Genomic DNA, 19,055 nt, shown 5'->3' on the forward strand with positions numbered 1-19,055 from the left:
ATTTATTGTAAATTTTCTCGTCTCTTTTTTATAATCCTCTGAAAAGCCGATGGCGTAATTCCGGTAGTGTTTTTAAATTGTGTACTCAAATGGGCAACACTCGAATAATTCAATAAAAAAGCAATTTCGGTCAGACTCATCTCATTGACTAACATCAACTGTTTGGCTCTTTCTATTTTTTGTATAATGATGAAATTTTCAATCGAAGAATAGGTTACTTCCGAAAAAACATTCGATAAATACCCGTAACTATGATTTAATTTCTCCGCCAAAAAAACAGAACTTTTCAGGTTGTTATTGTCATCTACATAAACCAGTTCAATAATTGCATCTTTGATTTTCTGAACCAAGACACTTTTTTGATTCTCAACAACTTCAAACCCATATGGACTTAGTGAATTTTTTAAGTTTTCAAGTCCTTCTGCATCAAGCATTTTAGTAAGTTCAATTTCACCAAAACCCAGGGTGCTAAAGTCTATATTTTGTTCGTCCAGCTTTTCTTGTAAAAAAAGGGAACAAATCGCATTGATATCGAACTTTATAAATAGTTTCATAGGATTAAAATAGGGTTAAAGATAATTATTTTTTTCATGCTTACTGTTGGCTTATAGATTTAATTAAGATTTTGGGCTTGAAAATTTATGGTTTGTCGTAACGAAAAAAATACCGTCTAAGTTTAAAATTCAGACGGTATTCTCTCTGGGCCAAAAAAGGTTTATAAATCAGATAACATTTGCTTAAATTCCTCCTTCGTTTTGCCTAATTTTTGCTGAAGTTTTCCATACATTTCTTCTTCTTTTCCCTCAGCATACATTAAGTCATCATCTGTCAGTTCGGCAAATTTTTGTTTCAGTTTCCCTTTTAGCTCATTCCAGTTTCCTTTTATTTCTGTAGTATTCATAATAGTTTTCTTTAATGATTAATAGTATTGTAAAATTGCAAATTAATCATCGTTTATCTCTTACATCGATTTTTAGGAATGTTACATTATTCACAGTTATGGTATTTTAAACCTGATAACGACGAAGAATCCAGGCCATTTTTTCGTGTTGTTGTAATAATCCTGTAATAAAATCGGCAGAGCCCACATCGTGATTGTCATTTTCGAAAGTCGGAATAAAAGCTCTGAATTCGGTCACCAGTTGTTCGTGATTATCGAGTAATTCCTGTAACATATGTTTCTGTGAAGCATATACTTTAGGAGATTCTTTTAAGGTTGAATTTTCGATAAATTCGTGCATCGTTCCAATTGTTTTTTCACCCAATTGACTAATGCGTTCTGCCACTTCATCGATGTTGTTTTCTAAAATTCGATACTGTTCTTCAAACAATTTATGCAATTCCATGAAGCTGTTTCCTGAAATATTCCAGTGAAATTTCCTGGTTTTTACATATAATGTCATTTCATTAGATAAAATTGTGGCTAATATATTCGTGCTTTTCTTTAAATTTTTTGTGGTAATACCAATATTTGGAATCATAATCGCTTGATTTTCGGTTCATTCCAAATTTAACATAAAGAGCTGTTTTATTTTTTATAGAATTTGACAAAGATGTTACAGGAATTCAATGTTTTGGTAACCTCCGAATGAATCCTTTATTGTAGTTTTGCCGCCGAATTAACTTAAACCCCGATTTGAATGAAAAAACAAATACTTATTCTATTAACTTTCAGCGCCTCTTTTACAGTCAAAGCCCAATCTTATTCCGGTTATTTTCATGATAATTATGCTGGTGTACAAAGTGTACTTTTTAACCCGGCTTCTATAGCTGATTCTCGTTTTAAAACCGATATCAATATATTCTCAGTGAGCGGATCGGTACAAAACGATTTGTACGGCGTACGTCTTTTTGATGTTTACAAGGATGGTTATGATTTTGATAAACAAGCAAAAATGACGCCTTCTGGCTCAAATAGTGGTCTTGCCAATTTTGATATTATGGGGCCATCTTTTATGTTTAATATCGCTCCGAAGCATACTTTGGCTGTTTTTACAAGAGCCAGATCAGTATCTAATGTTAGAAATATTAACGGATACCTTGTAGATCAGGTTAAGGACGGATTGGACATGTCAGGCAATTTTAACTTCGATGCCGGGAATGTAAATGCAGCTTCAAACTCATGGGCTGAATTAGGAATTTCGTATGCAGCAGTTTTATACCAAAAGAACCAACATTTCTTAAAAGGAGGTTTAACAGCTAAGTATTTGCAAGGTGGTGTAAACGGTTATGTACAAGGAAAAGATGTAAAAGTAGCCTATGTTGAAAATACAACGAATCCTCAGGCGGGTGTTCTGGCATCTACAGGAGAAATTACGATTGGTGCAAGTCAGGATTTTGAAGCCAATGACGATTACAAATTTGATTCCGGTTCAAGAGGATTCGGTTTTGATTTTGGACTTGTCTACGAATGGAGACCGGATTATGAGCAATATGATTTAAGTAATGCAAAACCGGCAGACAATAATTTCAGAGATTTAAATAAATACAAACTTCGCTTTGGATTGTCTGTTACAGATATTGGATCTATAGATTACAGAAATGCAAAACAGGATACGTATAATGTGACTGGTGTTGTGACAGAAAAGATGATCGATGATATGAGTAATTTATACGATTTTCTAAACGAACATTATACGAAAACATCAACTTCAAAAGGAGCAAAAACAAATTTGCCAACTGCACTTCATGCTGATGTGGATTGGAATATGTACAGAAAATTCTATTTGAATTTGAACGGAGATATCAATATGGTTTCGGCTAATAAACTAAACGGTTACGGAATCGCGGACCGAGTAAGCTTAACTCCTCGTTACGAAAGCAGATGGTTTAGTTTTTATATGCCGATGACTTGGATGGAATACAGCGGAATGCAGGTTGGTTCCGGAATTCGAGTGGGTGCTTTCTTTATTGGTTCAGGATCTGTGTTGACTAATTTAGTTTCTAAAGAATCAAAAGGAGCCGATTTTCATTTGGGTATGAAGATTCCGGTTTACCAAAAGAAATTTAAAGATACAGACGAAGACGGTGTTATCGATAAAGAAGATGCTTGTAGAAAAGTAGCAGGACCGGCAGAAAATAATGGTTGCCCTTGGCCGGATACAGATGGTGATAACGTTTTTGATAAAGATGATGCTTGTCCGGATGTGAAAGGTCCAATCGAAAACAAAGGTTGTCCATGGAAAGATTCAGATGGCGATACTTTATTAGACAATGTTGATGCTTGTCCAAAAGTGGCAGGTCCTGTAGAGAACAAAGGATGTCCTTGGCCAGATACAGATAAAGACGGCGTTTTAGATAAAGATGATGCTTGTGTTGATGTTCCTGGTTTGGTTGAAAACAAAGGCTGTCCGGTTTTAGATGCAGATAAAGACGGTATTCCGGATAATGAAGATAATTGCCCATTGATTGCGGGACCAAAAGAAAATAAAGGTTGCCCGGAAGTTTCTAAAGCGACATTAGAGCAATTAAAAGTAGAAGCAAAATCGATCTTTTTTACAACAGGTAAAGCAACGTTGAATGATGCCAGAAAAGGAGAAACATCAGGAAGATTAGACGCGATTAAAGAAATCCTGAAAAATTATCCAAATGCTAAATTTGCGATTAACGGTCACACGGATAATGTTGGTAATGCTAAAGCCAATCAAAAATTATCGGAAGCCAGAGCCAAAGCAATTATGGATCTTTTAATTAGTAAAGGAGTAAATCCTGCTAATTTGACTTCTCAGGGATTTGGATCTTCAAAACCGGTAAAATCAAATAAAACAGCAGTAGGAAGAGCTGAAAACAGAAGAACAGAAATTGTTTATTTAGGCAATTTATAAGCTGAATTGAATATAATACCAAAAAGCCATTCTTAATTGAGTGGCTTTTTTTATTTTTGCATACTTCTAAAAAAGAATTATTTCTTGCGAATTGGAAGGATTAAAAAAACAAGAATGACAACACAACAACTACACGAACAAATTCTTCAGAAAAAATCATTTTTATGCGTTGGATTAGATCCTGATTTAACGAAGATTCCACCTCATTTATTAGAAACTGAAGATCCTATTTTCGAATTCAATAAAGCCATAATCGATGCAACACACGATTTAACGGTAGGGTATAAGCCCAATACGGCTTTCTTTGAAGCGTATGGAATCAAAGGATGGCTTTCGCTTCAGAAAACGATCAATTATATCAATGCTAATTATCCGGATATTTTTACCATTGCCGATGCAAAACGCGGTGATATCGGAAATACATCAAGCATGTACGCCAAAGCTTTTTTCGAAGATTTAAATTTTGACAGTGTGACCGTTGCACCGTATATGGGAAAAGATTCTGTTGAACCCTTTTTGGCTTTTGAAAATAAACATACTATTATGTTAGCCTTGACATCAAATGAAGGTGCTTTCGACTTTCAAACGTTAACTACAAATGGAAAAGAGTTGTACAAACAAGTTTTGGAAACGTCTAAAACATGGAAAAATAGCGAAAACCTAATGTACGTGGTGGGCGCTACAAAAGCAGAATACTTTGCAGACATTAGAAAAATTGTTCCGGATAGTTTCTTGTTAGTTCCCGGAATTGGTGCGCAAGGCGGTAGTTTATCTGAAGTATGTAAATACGGAATGAATGATAAAATCGGTCTGTTGGTAAATTCTGCCAGAGCCATTATCTACGCCTCAAAAGGAACTGATTTTGCAGAGAAAGCAAGAGAAGAAGCTTTGAAGGTACAGCAGGAAATGGAATCGATTATTAATAATAAATAAGTTTGCAGTCTCGGTTTTCGGTCTCAGTAGGATCGGCTTTGTGAGTTTAACCGCAAGGTTCGCAAAGTTTTAAGCAAAGATCGCAATAAAAAAACCTTTGCGAACCTTGCGTAGCCCCTTGCGCCCTTTGCGGTTAAGAAAACCTGAAACCTGAAACAAAAAAAACAAATCTCTCCCCTTTGAAACAATTCCCCGACCAGCTAGGAACTTTACACACCTTTGAAACGGCTCCAAAACGTATTATTTCGTTGGTACCTTCTCAAACCGAATTATTATATGATTTAGGTTTAGAAGAAAAAATCATAGGGATAACCAAGTTTTGTGTACATCCGTATCATTTAAAAGCGACCAAAAAAGTAGTTGGCGGAACAAAGAAGATTCATTTCGAGAAAATAAAACTATTACAACCCGATATTATCATTTGTAATAAAGAAGAAAATACAGCGGAAATTGTAGCACAATTAAGTGAGATTTGTCCGGTTTGGGTAACGAATATTGTTACTTTGGAAGACAATTTTCAGATGATTTCAGATTTCGGTCAAATTTTTAATTGTCGAACCGAAGCTCAAAAATGGAATAACAAACTGGCTTTCGCCTTGAGCGATTTCAGAAAATACATTGAGGACATCCCGGTAAAAAAAGTGGCTTATTTTATTTGGAAGAATCCTCACATGGTGGCCGGAAAAGATACCTATATAAACGAATTACTGAAACTGAATCATTTTCAGAATATCTACGAAGACAAAGGACGTTATCCTGAAGTCGAACTCAAAAAAATGCGTTTGGAAGGCGATCCCGATTTGGTTTTTCTTTCCTCAGAACCTTATCCTTTCAAAGAAGAAGATGCTTTCGAAATAGGACGTTTTACCCATCACGCCAAAACTGTTTTTGTTGACGGTGAGATGTTTTCGTGGCATGGTAGTAGATTATTAAAGGCCTTTCCATACTTTAAGTTACTTCATGAACGGTTGAAGAATTAATCTGTTTGAAGCTTAAAAGTTTCAAGTTTCAAGTTTCAAGTTTCAAGTTTGAAGTTTCAGGTTTAAAGTTTAACCGCAAGGATCGCTAAGTTTTTCACGCAAAGGCCGCAAAGATTTTAATAAATACTTTGCGGCCTTTGCGTAACTCCTCGCGTACTTTGCGGTTAAATAAGCAAAGTCAAGCAACCTGAAACCTGAAACAATTCAAACCTGAAACAATTCAAACTTGAAACATTTCAAACCTGAAACATTTCAAACTTCTACCAAAAAAAGAATGCCGGCATCTCGAAGACGCCGGCATCATTTAACTAACCAAAACCAAAATAATAAATAACCAGTTTATTACATTACAAAGATCAGACATATATGAATCGTTTGCTGTTAAGGTTTTGTTATTACTTTGTTGAACATAAGTTAAGATTTTTTAATACACTGTTCTGAGCTTTCTGTAGCGTTAAATAACTTTTGGTTATTAAAATATAATAACAATCAATTTTGTTTATGAATATCGAAAGCTTTTGTTTGTATATTTGATAAAACGTTAAATATCAGTGTAATGTGGTTTTGTGAAAAAATTACCATTTCACAAAAAAACAGGCAGCTGTCTCAAAAAAAAACAAACAAAATGAGTGAATCAAATCAAAGTAAATGTCCTTTTCATAATGGACAAGTGAAAGAAACGGCCGGGTCAGGAACATCTAATAAAGATTGGTGGCCAAATCGCTTAAACGTTGATATATTACGTCAGCATTCTAATTTGTCAAATCCATTAGGAGAGGATTTTGACTATGCGGCTGCGTTTAAAAGTTTAGATCTAAGTGAAATCAAAAAGGATATTTATGATCTAATGACAAACTCCCAAGACTGGTGGCCTGCAGATTATGGTCATTACGGGCCTTTGTTTATTCGTATGGCGTGGCATAGTGCAGGGACATATCGTATATCAGACGGTCGTGGTGGTGCAAGTTCGGGTAATCAACGATTTGCTCCGCTAAATAGCTGGCCGGATAATGGTAATTTAGATAAAGCACGTTTTTTACTTTGGCCAATTAAACAAAAATATGGCAATAAAATCTCCTGGGCAGATTTGATGATTTTGACAGGAAACTGTGCTTTGGAATCCATGGGATTTAAAACCTTTGGATTTGCAGGAGGAAGAGAAGATATTTGGGAATCTGAGAAAGATGTAAACTGGGGTTCAGAAGTAGAATGGTTAGCTACCAGTGATAAAGCGAATAGCAGGTATACTGGTGATCGAAATTTGGAGAACCCACTTGCTGCCGTACAAATGGGATTAATATATGTAAACCCTGAAGGCCCGGACGGTAATCCGGATCCACTTGGTTCAGGAAGAGATATCAGAGAAACATTTGCTCGTATGGCGATGGATGACGCAGAAACTGTAGCACTAGTTGCCGGTGGTCATACTTTCGGAAAAGCGCATGGTGCAGGAGATGCTGCTTTAGTTGGAGCAGCTCCCGAAGGTGCGAGTATTGAAGAAATGGGACAGGGCTGGAAAAGTACGTACGGTACCGGTATTGCAGGTGATGCCATTACAAGTGGTATAGAAGGTGCCTGGAAACCAAATCCTACTACTTGGGATAATGGTTATTTCGAGACATTATTCAAATACGATTGGATATTAACAAAAAGCCCTGCCGGAGCACACCAATGGAAACCTTCTGATGAAAGTGCTGCCACTACAGTAGAAGATGCACACGATCCGAACAAACGTCACGCTCCAATGATGACAACGGCTGATATGGCCTTAAAATTGGATCCTGTTTATGAGCCTATTTCAAGAGATTACTTTGAAAATTTTGACAAATTTGCGGATGCGTTTGCCAGAGCATGGTATAAGCTGACGCATAGAGATATGGGGCCAATTGCTCGCTATTTAGGGCCTGAAGTTCCTAGTGAAATACTAATTTGGCAAGATCCGATTCCGGCGGCTAAAAGTGAATTGAATCAAAATGATATAGCTGTATTAAAAGATAAAATCCTTTCAAGCGGACTTTCAATAGCGCAATTAGTTTCTACTGCTTGGGCTTCTGCTTCTACATTCCGTGGTTCGGATAAACGTGGAGGTGCTAATGGTGCACGTATCCGTTTTGAGCCTCAAATTAATTGGGAAGTCAACAATCCAAATCAATTAAAAAAGGTATTGACTGTTTTAGAAGGGATACAAAATGAATTTGAAAATTCAGGAAAATCGGTTTCTTTAGCGGACTTAATTGTATTGGGAGGTTCTGCTGCAGTTGAAAAAGCGGTTGGTAACGCCGGTTTTAATTTCGAAGTTCCATTTGCACCGGGTAGAGGAGATGCTACTTTAGAGCAAACGGATGTACATTCCTTTAATGCATTAGAGCCCAAAGCAGACGGATTCCGAAACTATAAAAATGCCAATAATAATTCGATTACAGAAGAACTATTACTGGACAGAGCGCAATTATTGACTCTGACTGCTCCAGAAATGACCGTTTTGATTGGTGGACTTAGAGTTTTAGATGCTAATTATGACGGGGCTAAAAAAGGTGTTTTTACAAAAAATACAGAGACACTAAGCAATGATTTCTTTGTTAATTTATTAGATCTAACGACAACATGGAAAGCAACAGACGAAACCGGAGAAACATTCGAAGGACGTAATCGTGCAACCGGAGAAACCAAATGGACTGCATCCCGAGCCGATCTTATCTTTGGTTCTAATTCAGAACTTCGCGCCGTAGCTGAAATTTATGGTTCAAACGACTCGAAAGAAAAATTTGCAAAAGACTTTGTAGCCGCCTGGACCAAAGTGATGAATTTAGATCGATTTGATTTGGTTTAGTTTTTTTGGGAGGTTCTGAGTTACTAAGTTTCTGAGTTTCTAAGCTTAGTTGGAAAGACTCAGAGTTGATTTAAAATAAAACCCGACAGGTTTCAAAAACCTGTCGGGTTTGTTATTTTAAAGGTTCAGAGAGAAAACTTAGAGCCTCAGCAACTCAGACCCTCAGTACCTTTTTCAAGAAAAAACCACTGTCTTATTACTATAAACCATTGTCTTTCTTTCTGCATGAAGTTTAATCGCACGGGCCAGAACAATTCGTTCCAGATCACGTCCTTTCATTATAAAATCTTCAACGGAATGAATATGTGATACCGGTGCAATATCCTGCTCTATAATTGGACCCTCGTCCAACTCCTCTGTTACATAATGACTTGTTGCTCCAATAATTTTTACACCACGTTTAAAAGCCGAATGATACGGTTTTGCACCCGGAAAAGCAGGTAAAAACGAATGATGGATATTGATTATTTTATTTTCATAAAGCGAAATCAGCTTAGGCGTGATAATCTGCATATAACGCGCTAAAACAATAAAATTGATCTGATATTTGTTTAACAGTTCGATTTGTTTTGCTTCCCCTTCTTCCTTATTGTCTTTTGTGAAAGGAACACAATGAAACGGAATATCAAAACGCTCTGCTATCGATCGCAGATCATTATGATTACTTATAATTACGGGAATTTCAACATTCAATTCATCTGCACTGTAACGACCCAAAATATCAAACAAGCAATGATCGTACTTTGAAACAAAGAGTGCCATTCTGGGCTTTTGTTCCTGATTGTACAAATCCCACGACATTTGAAAATCGGTGGCAATCGTTTGACTGAATTCATTTTTTATGACTTCAATACTACTGCTGGGATTGGTAAATTCACACTCCAGACGCATAAAAAAAACATTTTGCTCCACGTCAACATGTTGATCAATATAGATAATATTTCCATCTACTTTTGCGATAAAAGTAGTTACTGCGGCGATAATTCCTTTTTGGTCTTTGCAGTGAATCAGAATGGTTATTTTTTGCATTTTTTCCGGGTTGTTTATAGTTTTTTGGTTTTAGATTTAAATATAAAGTCTGTAAAGGTTTATACTATGCGCTCAAACAATTAAAATCTTAGGCTCTTAGTCACTCAGCAACTTAGAGCCTTGCGATTAAAAGTAATTATTTAGCATCCTGCATCGCAAAAACTTTTTGTAACAGAGGACTTGTTCTTGATTTGATATTTTCGCGGATCTCTTTTTCTTCTACGGCAATCATTTTAAAAACACCGGCTAAAGCCTGATTCGTTGTATAATCAGTTAAGTCAGGATTTACTTTTTTAACTAAAGGTAGTTTGTTGTATTTAGTAATGATTTTTGTCCAGATAGAATCGGCACCTACCTTTTCGAATGAACTTTTAACCACCGGATTAAATTTTCCGTATAAGTCTTTTGTGGTACTTCCCTGAAGATAGGTTGTAGCGGCACTTTCGTTTCCAAGCAGTATATTTTTAGCATCTGTAATCGATATGTTTTTTACTGCGGAAACAAATATCGGAGTCGCTTCTTTAACTGCATCTTCTGCAGCACGATTCAATACTTTAACACCTTCATCAGCAAGAGAACCCAAACCGAATCTGCGTAAAGTAGCATCTACTTTTTGAAGTTCTTCGGGCATTAAAATTTTTACCGCTTCATTTTTATAAAAACCATCAACAGCTGTTAATTTACTTACCTGTTCTGTAATTCCTTTGTTTAGTGCTTCTTTTAACCCGGAAGCGATATCAATACCGCCAACCCCTAGAACTTTTGAAGATGATTTTGGAAGTTTATTTAGAATGTCTTTCACTTGGGCATTAGAACTAAGAGAAAAGACGAACATTAAAAGGATAATTTTTTTCATTAAATTTTATTTTTTATAAGTTTCAAAAATACTACTTATTCAAAAATAAAGCCACAATTTTATTGCAGGAGCAGAAACAATTTGTTTTAGAATTAACACTAGTCCCGCTATCCGTTGCAATCTTTTGTGTCGAACTCCGACACAAAAGGATTTTCACTGCTATCGGGGCTATATTATACGTTTTAGTTTTTTTGAGAATGTGTTTTTATGCCAATTCAGGATTGGGAGTTATCATAGGAAAAATCTTTCGACTCTATTGTAAAGCAAAATGATTACAGGTGTTTTATCGAAAAAAAAAGTTTATTTTCTTAAATAATTTTAGTTAAAACCACCATTGATATTTCTTCGGTGTATTTGTTTAATTCCATTTTTTGTAAAAGAATAGGTAGATTCTTCCGTCCAGCTCCATTTTTGAGGTGTTTTTTCGTCAAAGCCTGCCGCAGTATAAATAATTCTTATCGTATTGTTTAGAGTAGCCATTTTTAATACAATAAAGAAATCTTGAGTTTTTTCTGAAGATTCCGTTTTACTGCAATATTGTAGGTTTTGCAAAACAGCTGCATCTTCTTTAAACCATTTTCTTAAATAAGACAAATGCGTCTCAGAACATTGGTAACCCAGATTAAGAGCCCATAGAAATTTACATTTTAGATTACTTTTGTCCGGTTTTTCATCCCCGTCCCAAGAACATTCGTTACCAATAGAAGTTGCAATATAGCCTAATGCTGCACGCTGTTGGTTTGTTATTGTTTTGATAAAGTCATCATTGAGTTGAAGGTTGCGGTTTTTGTCCAGCCACAATACTGTTACATAATCTTCTTGCGAGGTTGGATTGGTCGCTTCTTTATTGGTGGCTGAAGTACTTTTATTTTTGGTTTGAGAAAAAACAGAAAGACTTAAAATTAGAAGAAGCAGGGAGAAAACGACACGTAGGTTCATTAGTAAAGAGTTTTAAATTTGAGTTTTATTTCTTTAGTAAATCGATTTTTTCGTCTGTAGCTTTAATATAAACAGCCATTTCACGGTATTCCCAAGTTCCTCTTTTTTGGGCAATTACAAACAAAGTACCCGTACCTTTTGGACCTTTTATCGGAATTTCTAAATCACAATTTTCAGAATTGCCATTTATTTGAATGCTGCCGGAAGTTAGCCCGTCCATTTCGATAGGTTTTCCTAATTTTTGAATTACTACTTCATTATGGCGAACCTGATTCATTGCATTTTTATAAGCCTCTGATTCTTCCATCATTGAAGTAACTCCGAAAAAAATACCGGCAATAAACAAACCAAAAAGCACGATAAGGCTTAAACATCCGGTTGGTACAAACCATTTCCAGTTTCTGTCCCACCAATTTTTTTTAACTTCATTGTAATTTTCTTCCATAATAAAATAGGGTAATTTTAAATTTAAGTTTAACACTTGAAAGATATTCTTTTTCTTCCAAAATTTTAAACAAACTTAAAATTACCCCGTTTAAAAAATTTAAAAATCAGTTAGTTTTGAATTTAAATATTAGTTGTTAAATGCTACAGATTCCTGATACATAATTTTATTCAGATCATCATCTTTCTCATAAACATCTCTAAAGAAGCTTATTTCCCCGGATTCATTCACCCATGAAGTAAAATAACAGATGTAAATAGGTACTTTGTTTGCTAATTTAAAGGTAGTCTCTTCTTTCCCTTCCATAGCCTTGTTTATTCTGTCGGTAGTCCATTCAGGATAGTCTTTAAGCATCGCGATAGCTAGATTTTTTGCTTCTTTTACATTAATACAACCATGGCTGAAGGTTCTTTTTTCAAAATCGAATAACGTTTTTGCCGGTGTGTCGTGCATATAAATATCTTCAGGGTTAGGGAAAATAAATTTCACCAATCCAAGAGAGTTTTCAGGACCCGGTTTTTGTCTCACCTGACCATTTACCATTTCCATATTATGATCGGCCAGATAATTTTTATCAGCGGCCATTTTTAATTTTAATTCGTTGTCAACGATACTTTGTGGTACAGTCCAATACGGGCTGAAAACAATTCGGTCAATGTTACCACTAAAGATTGATGTTTTAGTCAATGCTGAACCCACAAATACGCGGGATGCTAAGGCTGTCTTGCCGTCTTTCACATATACCAATTCAAAAGAAGGAACATTAACCATGATGTATTCTTTGTCTTTGATCAATTTTGGAGAAATCCAACGGCAACGTTCCATATTAACCGTCAATATTTTGATTTTATCGGCAATAGGCGTGTTCATGTCTTTAATATGTTCTTCGACCAGAATGTAGTTAGGTTTAAAACCGTTTCTTAATTTGTATTTCATTACAGCATCCATCAGTTCTCTGTCATACACATTACTTTTAGAATCCTGTTTTAAATCCCCCATAACCATCAATCGTGTTCTCACCTGAGCAATTGTATTCGAAACAGCATCAGGACGTAAATCTTTATAAGGAGTTTCTGTTACGATTGGTGTCCATGTACCGTCTTTTTCGATTTGTCTGTATTTTTCCAGAGCGCCTTGTAATTTATAATACTGATCAAAAAGCAGTTCGTCATTTTTCTCCAGTAGAGCAGGATTTACAATAAGAGAATCTAATAAAGTTTCATAAGATAATTGTTTTTTAGGTAGAAGCCAACCGGTTTTTTTTACCGTTTCTGCGTCTAGTCCCTCATAAACCTGACTCATATAGATAATGTAAGCAGCACTTAACAACAGATCAGAATCAGATTTTGAAGGTCTTTCTTTTACTTTTTTGTTGAAAATTTTATCAATTTCATTTTCGTAAGGAATTTCAATTTCTAATCCTTCTTCATGTGTTGATTTTAATTTTTGGTGTAACAACTGACCAAATTCATTGATTTTATTGTCTTCAAACCAAATCGATTCATACGATCTGTTTTTGTACAAGGCCACCACTTTGTTTTGGTATTTTTTTAAATCGGTATATCTTTTAAAAAAGTCATTTAGTACCTCATTATCTACTAAAGGATCAGAATTAGTTGAAAAGGCAGAAGGAAGATCCTGTGATTTCTTATTTTCTGTAGGGTCATTTTTTTTCAAATCAAAGGAAGAAGTTATTAAACCAGTGAATAGAATGATGGTGAAGAGATATATTGTTTTCATTGCATTAAATTTTTACGTTACTACTTAAGTTTGAAAAGTCGTGGTAAAAATTTGGGGTTTTTCTACACTACTAAATTATGTATTATGTTGTTTTTCAAGTTGTTGTATTCCTTTTAAATGTTTCGAAATTACCATGTCCTGTAGGTTAATATACCTTATATACGTAGAAAGTTTAAATTGTTACCCCTCGATTAAAAAAAAACGATTTTTTTTGTTAACATAAAGCTATCAAAGTGATCAAATATTAAAATAATTTGTAAATTGCTCCTCTAAAATTATCATATTCATAAAATGGAACAACAAATACCATATATTCCTAAAAATAAAGTAAGAATTGTAACTGCAGCTTCACTTTTTGACGGACATGACGCTGCGATCAATATTATGCGACGTATTATTCAGTCAACCGGTGTTGAGGTGATTCATTTAGGTCACGACCGTAGTGTTGAAGAAGTTGTAAATACCGCCATTCAGGAAGATGCCAATGCGATTGCAATGACGTCTTATCAAGGTGGACACAATGAATATTTTAAATATATGTATGATTTGCTTCACGAAAAAGGAGCAGGACATATTAAGATTTTTGGTGGAGGTGGAGGTGTAATTCTACCAAGTGAAATTTCAGAATTACATGAATATGGAATTACAAGAATCTATGCTCCGGATGATGGCCGTTCTTTGGGATTACAAGGAATGATTAATGATTTGGTGCAACAAGCAGATTTTCCGATTGGAGATAAATTAAACGGAGAAATTGATCATATCGAAAGCAAAAATCCAACCGCAATTGCACGTTTGATTTCTGCCGCAGAAAATTTCCCTGAAATTGCAAAACCTGTTTTTGATCAGATTCATCAAAACAATGCCGATTCTAAGATTCCGGTTTTAGGAATTACGGGAACGGGTGGAGCAGGAAAGTCCTCTTTGGTTGACGAATTAGTACGTCGTTTTCTAATTGATTTCCCTGAAAAAACAATCGGATTAATATCGGTTGACCCTTCAAAAAGAAAAACAGGAGGAGCCCTTTTAGGAGACAGAATCCGTATGAATGCCATTAATAACCCTCGTGTTTATATGCGTTCGTTGGCGACACGTCAGTCTAATTTGGCATTGTCTAAATATGTAGCCGAAGCAATTCAGGTTTTAAAAGCCGCAAAATACGATTTGATTATTCTGGAAACTTCCGGAATTGGACAATCGGATACCGAGATCATGGACCATTCGGATGTTTCTTTATATGTGATGACGCCTGAATTTGGTGCTGCAACACAATTAGAGAAAATCGATATGCTTGATTTTGCAGATTTAGTTGCCTTAAACAAATTTGACAAAAGAGGTGCACTTGATGCGATTCGTGATGTAAAAAAACAATACCAGCGCAATCATAATCTTTGGGATAAAAATCCGGATGATATGCCGGTTTTCGGAACCATTGCTTCTCAGTTTAATGATCCGGGAATGAACACGCTTTACAAAGCGATTATGGATAAAATTGTCGAAAAAACAGCTTCTGAGTTGCATTCGACTTTTGAAATCACACGTGAAATGAGTGAGAAAATTTTCGTGATTCCACCACACAGAACCCGTTATTTATCTGAAATTGCAGAAAGCAACAGAAGTTATGATGAATCGGCACTTTCACAACAAAAAGTAGCGCAAAAATTATACGGAATTTTTAAGACGCTGGAATCTGTTTCAGGAAAAGTTCCACAAATCAATAAAGCGGGAATCGACGATAGTACTGTGTTGCCAACAGGAATTGCAGAACACGACGAAAACCGTATTTTCTTAAATCTTTTACTCAATCAGTTTGATAAAGTAAAAATGGATTTAGATCCGTACAATTGGGAAATTATCCTGAATTGGGAGGAGAAAGTAAACAAATACAAAAATCCGGTTTACTCGTTTAAAGTTCGTGATAAAGAAATCAAAATCGCAACACATACAGAGAGTTTATCACACCTTCAAATTCCAAAAATTGCTTTGCCTAAATATGAGGCATGGGGTGATATTTTGCGTTGGAGTTTGCAGGAAAATGTTCCGGGAGAATTTCCTTTTGCTTCAGGATTGTATCCGTTTAAACGTGAGGGTGAAGACCCGTCAAGAATGTTTGCGGGCGAGGGTGGACCGGAAAGAACGAACAAACGTTTTCACTATGTAAGTGCGGGATTGCCTGCAAAAAGGCTTTCGACTGCTTTTGACAGTGTGACTTTATATGGAAATGACCCTGATTTGCGTCCCGATATTTACGGAAAAATTGGTAATGCAGGAGTTTCGATCTGTTGTTTAGACGATGCTAAAAAACTGTATTCCGGTTTCGATTTGGTTCATGCGATGACTTCGGTAAGTATGACAATCAATGGACCGGCGCCAATGTTGTTAGGCTTTTTTATGAACGCGGCGATCGATCAGCAATGCGAACATTATATCAAAGCCAATGCTTTAGAAAAAGAAGTTGAAGCTAAAATCAACAAAATATATGCAGGAAAAGGAGTAGAGCGTCCTAAATACCAAGGCGATTTACCGGAAGGAAATAACGGTTTAGGATTAATGCTTTTGGGTGTGACCGGAGATCAGGTTTTACCTTTGGAAGTATACAACGAAATCAAAGTTAAAACGCTGTCACAAGTTCGTGGAACGGTTCAGGCCGATATCTTAAAAGAAGACCAGGCACAAAACACCTGTATTTTCTCTACCGAATTTGCTTTGCGTTTAATGGGTGACGTTCAGGAATATTTTATTACCAAAAACGTCCGTAACTTTTATTCGGTTTCTATTTCGGGGTATCATATTGCTGAAGCGGGTGCCAACCCAATTACGCAATTGGCTTTTACGCTTTCAAATGGTTTCACTTACGTGGAATATTATTTGAGCCGTGGAATGAATATCAATGATTTTGGACCAAATTTATCGTTCTTCTTCTCTAACGGAGTTGATCCTGAATATGCTGTAATCGGACGTGTAGCGCGTAAAATCTGGGCGAAAGCCATGAAAAACAAATACGGCGCAAACGAAAGAGCGCAGATGTTGAAATATCACATTCAGACTTCAGGACGTTCGTTGCACGCGCAGGAAATTGATTTCAATGATATCCGTACGACATTGCAAGCTTTGTATGCCATTTACGACAACTGTAACTCGTTGCATACGAATGCGTACGATGAAGCGATTACAACGCCAACAGAAGAATCTGTTCGTCGTGCAATGGCGATTCAGCTGATTATCAATAAAGAATTAGGTTTAGCGAAAAACGAAAACCCAATTCAAGGTTCGTTCATCATCGAGGAATTAACCGATTTAGTGGAAGCAGCCGTTTTACAGGAATTCGACCGTATTACAGAACGTGGAGGCGTTTTAGGTGCTATGGAAACTATGTACCAACGTTCTAAAATTCAGGAAGAAAGTTTGTATTACGAAACCTTAAAACACAACGGAGATTTCCCAATTGTGGGGGTTAACACTTTCCTAAGTTCAAAAGGTTCACCAACCGTTATTCCGGCAGAAGTAATTCGTGCCACCGAAGAAGAGAAACAATATCAAATCACAATGCTGGATAATTTACACCAGTTTCACGAAGCAAAAGTAAACGAGCATTTAAGTAAACTACAGGAAGCAGCCATTAAAAACGAAAACTTATTCGATCATTTAATGGAGGCTACAAAAGTTTGTTCTTTAGGTCAGATTACTTCGGCATTGTTTGAAGTGGGAGGGCAGTATAGAAGGAATATGTAGTTATTAAAGAGTATAGAAAAATAGAGGGTTAGTTTCTTAATTAACCCTCTATTTTTTTATGCTTTTCAATTATTAATATATATTTACGTACTAATTTTTTAGTGTTACTATAGAATCAAATTTTTAAAATCAAAAAATCAATGAAAAGAAAATTACTCTTACTACTTTTAACTTTTATGTGTATCGGAGCTCATGCACAGCAAGAAATTTATAGTTTTACTTCAGCTCATCCAGGAGGATTTGTACAATTTAATGATCAGATTTTTTTTGGAGGTAATCAAGAGAGTACAGGTAAAGAAGTTTGGCAGAGTGATGGAACGACATCAAATACTAATTTACTAAAGGATATTAATCCTGGTATTGGTAATGGATTAGTTGGTGTGTTAAAGCAAAGTTCTTCAGTTTTAAATAATAAGCTTTACTTTCTATCAAAAGATGAAAATTCATTAGGTGAAATATGGAAAACAGACGGTACTGAAAATGGGACAGAGAAAGTAACTAATTTTATTAATGGAAGAGTTTCGAAATTAACGACAGTCGGGAATCTAATTTATTTTTTGTTGAAAAAAGAAGATGATAAATTAGAGGTTTGGAAAACAGATGGAACAACTATAGGGACCGTTTTAGTAAAAGATAATCTACCTATTTGGAATCGGCCTTCTTTTGAGGGAAGCTGTAATAACACTTTTGTATTTGTATTTCAGCCATTTGGGACTAATAATTCAAGAGTATGGAGAAGCAATGGAACTACTGAGGGTACATTTCCGATAACGGAGGAATATGATGGTAATGGTTCAGGTTTTAATAACGGAGCTGGGGGAACTCCTATTCTAACACAATTTATTGAATCTAATGGTAAATTGTATTTTGCTACCAGATATTTTTTGTTTGAAACTGATGGAACTCTCGAAAATACAAAAAATGTTGCTAGGGTAAGAAGTCAGGGTGATTTAGTTCAATATGATGATATTATTGCGGTAAATAACGACTTATATTTAATGTTTTTTACTGCCACAGGTTTTAGTAATAACTTAGTAATTTTAAAATATAATACACTAGATAAAACCATTGCTACCGTTTATGAAAAAAATACCAACGATTATTTTTTTGCATCAAACTTAGTCAAGATAGATAATTCTCTGGTTTTTACCACATCAAATGTAACAGCAGGTACAGAATTAGTATCGTTAAATCTTACTGATAACACTGTTTCAAATATTAAACAATTAGCTGCATCGACAGATTTGACAACACCTCATTTTTTTGATGAAGTTGCGGTTGGTTCCATTATGAAAATAAAGAATAATGAATATTTTATTCTTTCAGGACTAGATAAAAATGATGCCAGAAAAGGGTGGATTTTCAACTCTAGTACACAAACGGTACAAAATATTAGTGCTTTAGAAAATATTCTGCAACCTTTTGTTTATAAGGACAATTTATATTATTCTAAAAATTTTAAATTCTGGAAGTACGCTAATAATTTAAGTACAATTGATTTTGATAAAAAACATTCAATTAGTTTTTACCCAAATCCATCATCTGATATCATGCAGTTAAATGTTGAGAATAGTAATGAAATAGAAAATATAAGTGTTTTCGACTTAAATGGGAGATTACTTCAAACCCTGTCAAATTCTTCTCAAATTGATATTTCTAAGTTACCTAAAGGAATTTATAGCGCTCAAATAAAGAGGAATGGAACTTTGATTAATAAAAAGATTATTAAAAACTAGAAATAGATGAA

Annotated in this window: 14 protein-coding genes; 6 read left to right on the forward strand and 8 right to left on the reverse strand. The window is 35.3% G+C overall.

Annotated features, from left to right (window positions below; all coding sequences use genetic code 11):
* Positions 1-2 precede the first annotated feature (2 nt).
* From ACHRV5_RS03885 to ACHRV5_RS03895, 3 genes are all read right to left on the reverse strand, one after another.
* Positions 3-554: an AraC family transcriptional regulator gene (locus ACHRV5_RS03885; RefSeq protein ID WP_047775626.1), complete on the reverse strand. Its 552-nt coding sequence runs from the start codon at positions 552-554 to the stop codon at positions 3-5.
* A gap of 161 nt (positions 555-715) precedes the next feature.
* Positions 716-901 (reverse strand): CsbD family protein, encoded by a 186-nt coding sequence (locus tag ACHRV5_RS03890; RefSeq protein ID WP_047775628.1) that lies wholly within the window; start codon positions 899-901, stop codon positions 716-718.
* A gap of 106 nt (positions 902-1,007) precedes the next feature.
* Positions 1,008-1,481 (reverse strand): Dps family protein, encoded by a 474-nt coding sequence (locus tag ACHRV5_RS03895; RefSeq protein WP_047775629.1) that lies wholly within the window; start codon positions 1,479-1,481, stop codon positions 1,008-1,010.
* 159 nt (positions 1,482-1,640) lie between these two features.
* On the opposite strand from ACHRV5_RS03895, the gene ACHRV5_RS03900 reads away from it, so the two are divergent.
* The 4 genes from ACHRV5_RS03900 to katG all read left to right on the forward strand — a co-directional run bounded on the left by ACHRV5_RS03900 (position 1,641) and on the right by katG (position 8,567).
* Positions 1,641-3,824, forward strand: a complete 2,184-nt coding sequence (locus ACHRV5_RS03900; protein WP_395425856.1) for a DUF5723 family protein — start codon at positions 1,641-1,643, stop codon at positions 3,822-3,824.
* Positions 3,825-3,938: 114 nt separating this feature from the next.
* Positions 3,939-4,757 carry an orotidine-5'-phosphate decarboxylase gene (pyrF, locus tag ACHRV5_RS03905; RefSeq protein ID WP_047775788.1) on the forward strand — a complete coding sequence of 273 codons (819 nt, stop codon included), beginning with the start codon at positions 3,939-3,941 and terminating at the stop codon, positions 4,755-4,757.
* Positions 4,758-4,936: 179 nt separating this feature from the next.
* Complete coding sequence (locus ACHRV5_RS03910; protein ID WP_395425857.1) at positions 4,937-5,737, forward strand: ABC transporter substrate-binding protein; 801 nt, start codon at positions 4,937-4,939, stop codon at positions 5,735-5,737.
* Between the two features lie 625 nt (positions 5,738-6,362).
* Complete coding sequence (gene katG, locus ACHRV5_RS03915) at positions 6,363-8,567, forward strand: catalase/peroxidase HPI (RefSeq protein WP_395425858.1); 2,205 nt, start codon at positions 6,363-6,365, stop codon at positions 8,565-8,567.
* Between the two features lie 174 nt (positions 8,568-8,741).
* On the opposite strand, the gene purU is transcribed toward katG, so the two are convergent.
* From purU to ACHRV5_RS03940, 5 genes are all read right to left on the reverse strand, one after another.
* On the reverse strand, positions 8,742-9,596 hold the full coding sequence (gene purU / locus ACHRV5_RS03920) for a formyltetrahydrofolate deformylase (RefSeq protein ID WP_395425859.1): 855 nt from the start codon (positions 9,594-9,596) through the stop codon (positions 8,742-8,744).
* A 136-nt stretch (positions 9,597-9,732) separates the two neighbouring features.
* Positions 9,733-10,452 (reverse strand): DUF4197 domain-containing protein, encoded by a 720-nt coding sequence (locus ACHRV5_RS03925; RefSeq protein WP_047775635.1) that lies wholly within the window; start codon positions 10,450-10,452, stop codon positions 9,733-9,735.
* 318 nt (positions 10,453-10,770) lie between these two features.
* Positions 10,771-11,391, reverse strand: a complete 621-nt coding sequence (locus ACHRV5_RS03930) for a hypothetical protein (protein ID WP_395425860.1) — start codon at positions 11,389-11,391, stop codon at positions 10,771-10,773.
* A gap of 25 nt (positions 11,392-11,416) precedes the next feature.
* Positions 11,417-11,836, reverse strand: a complete 420-nt coding sequence (locus tag ACHRV5_RS03935) for a cytochrome c oxidase assembly factor Coa1 family protein (RefSeq protein WP_395425861.1) — start codon at positions 11,834-11,836, stop codon at positions 11,417-11,419.
* Between the two features lie 129 nt (positions 11,837-11,965).
* Positions 11,966-13,576 (reverse strand): murein L,D-transpeptidase, encoded by a 1,611-nt coding sequence (locus ACHRV5_RS03940; RefSeq protein WP_395425862.1) that lies wholly within the window; start codon positions 13,574-13,576, stop codon positions 11,966-11,968.
* Between the two features lie 291 nt (positions 13,577-13,867).
* Here ACHRV5_RS03940 and ACHRV5_RS03945 point away from each other — a divergent pair, with 291 nt between their 5' ends.
* Positions 13,868-17,308 carry a methylmalonyl-CoA mutase family protein gene (locus tag ACHRV5_RS03945; RefSeq protein ID WP_395425863.1) on the forward strand — a complete coding sequence of 1,147 codons (3,441 nt, stop codon included), beginning with the start codon at positions 13,868-13,870 and terminating at the stop codon, positions 17,306-17,308.
* 140 nt (positions 17,309-17,448) lie between these two features.
* Positions 17,449-19,044 carry a T9SS type A sorting domain-containing protein gene (locus tag ACHRV5_RS03950; RefSeq protein ID WP_395425864.1) on the forward strand — a complete coding sequence of 532 codons (1,596 nt, stop codon included), beginning with the start codon at positions 17,449-17,451 and terminating at the stop codon, positions 19,042-19,044.
* The last annotated feature ends 11 nt before the right edge of the window (positions 19,045-19,055 follow it).

Source organism: Flavobacterium sp. FlaQc-52 (assembly GCF_044007495.1).
In the GTDB taxonomy this organism is placed as follows: Bacteria; Bacteroidota; Bacteroidia; order Flavobacteriales; family Flavobacteriaceae; genus Flavobacterium; species Flavobacterium cupriresistens.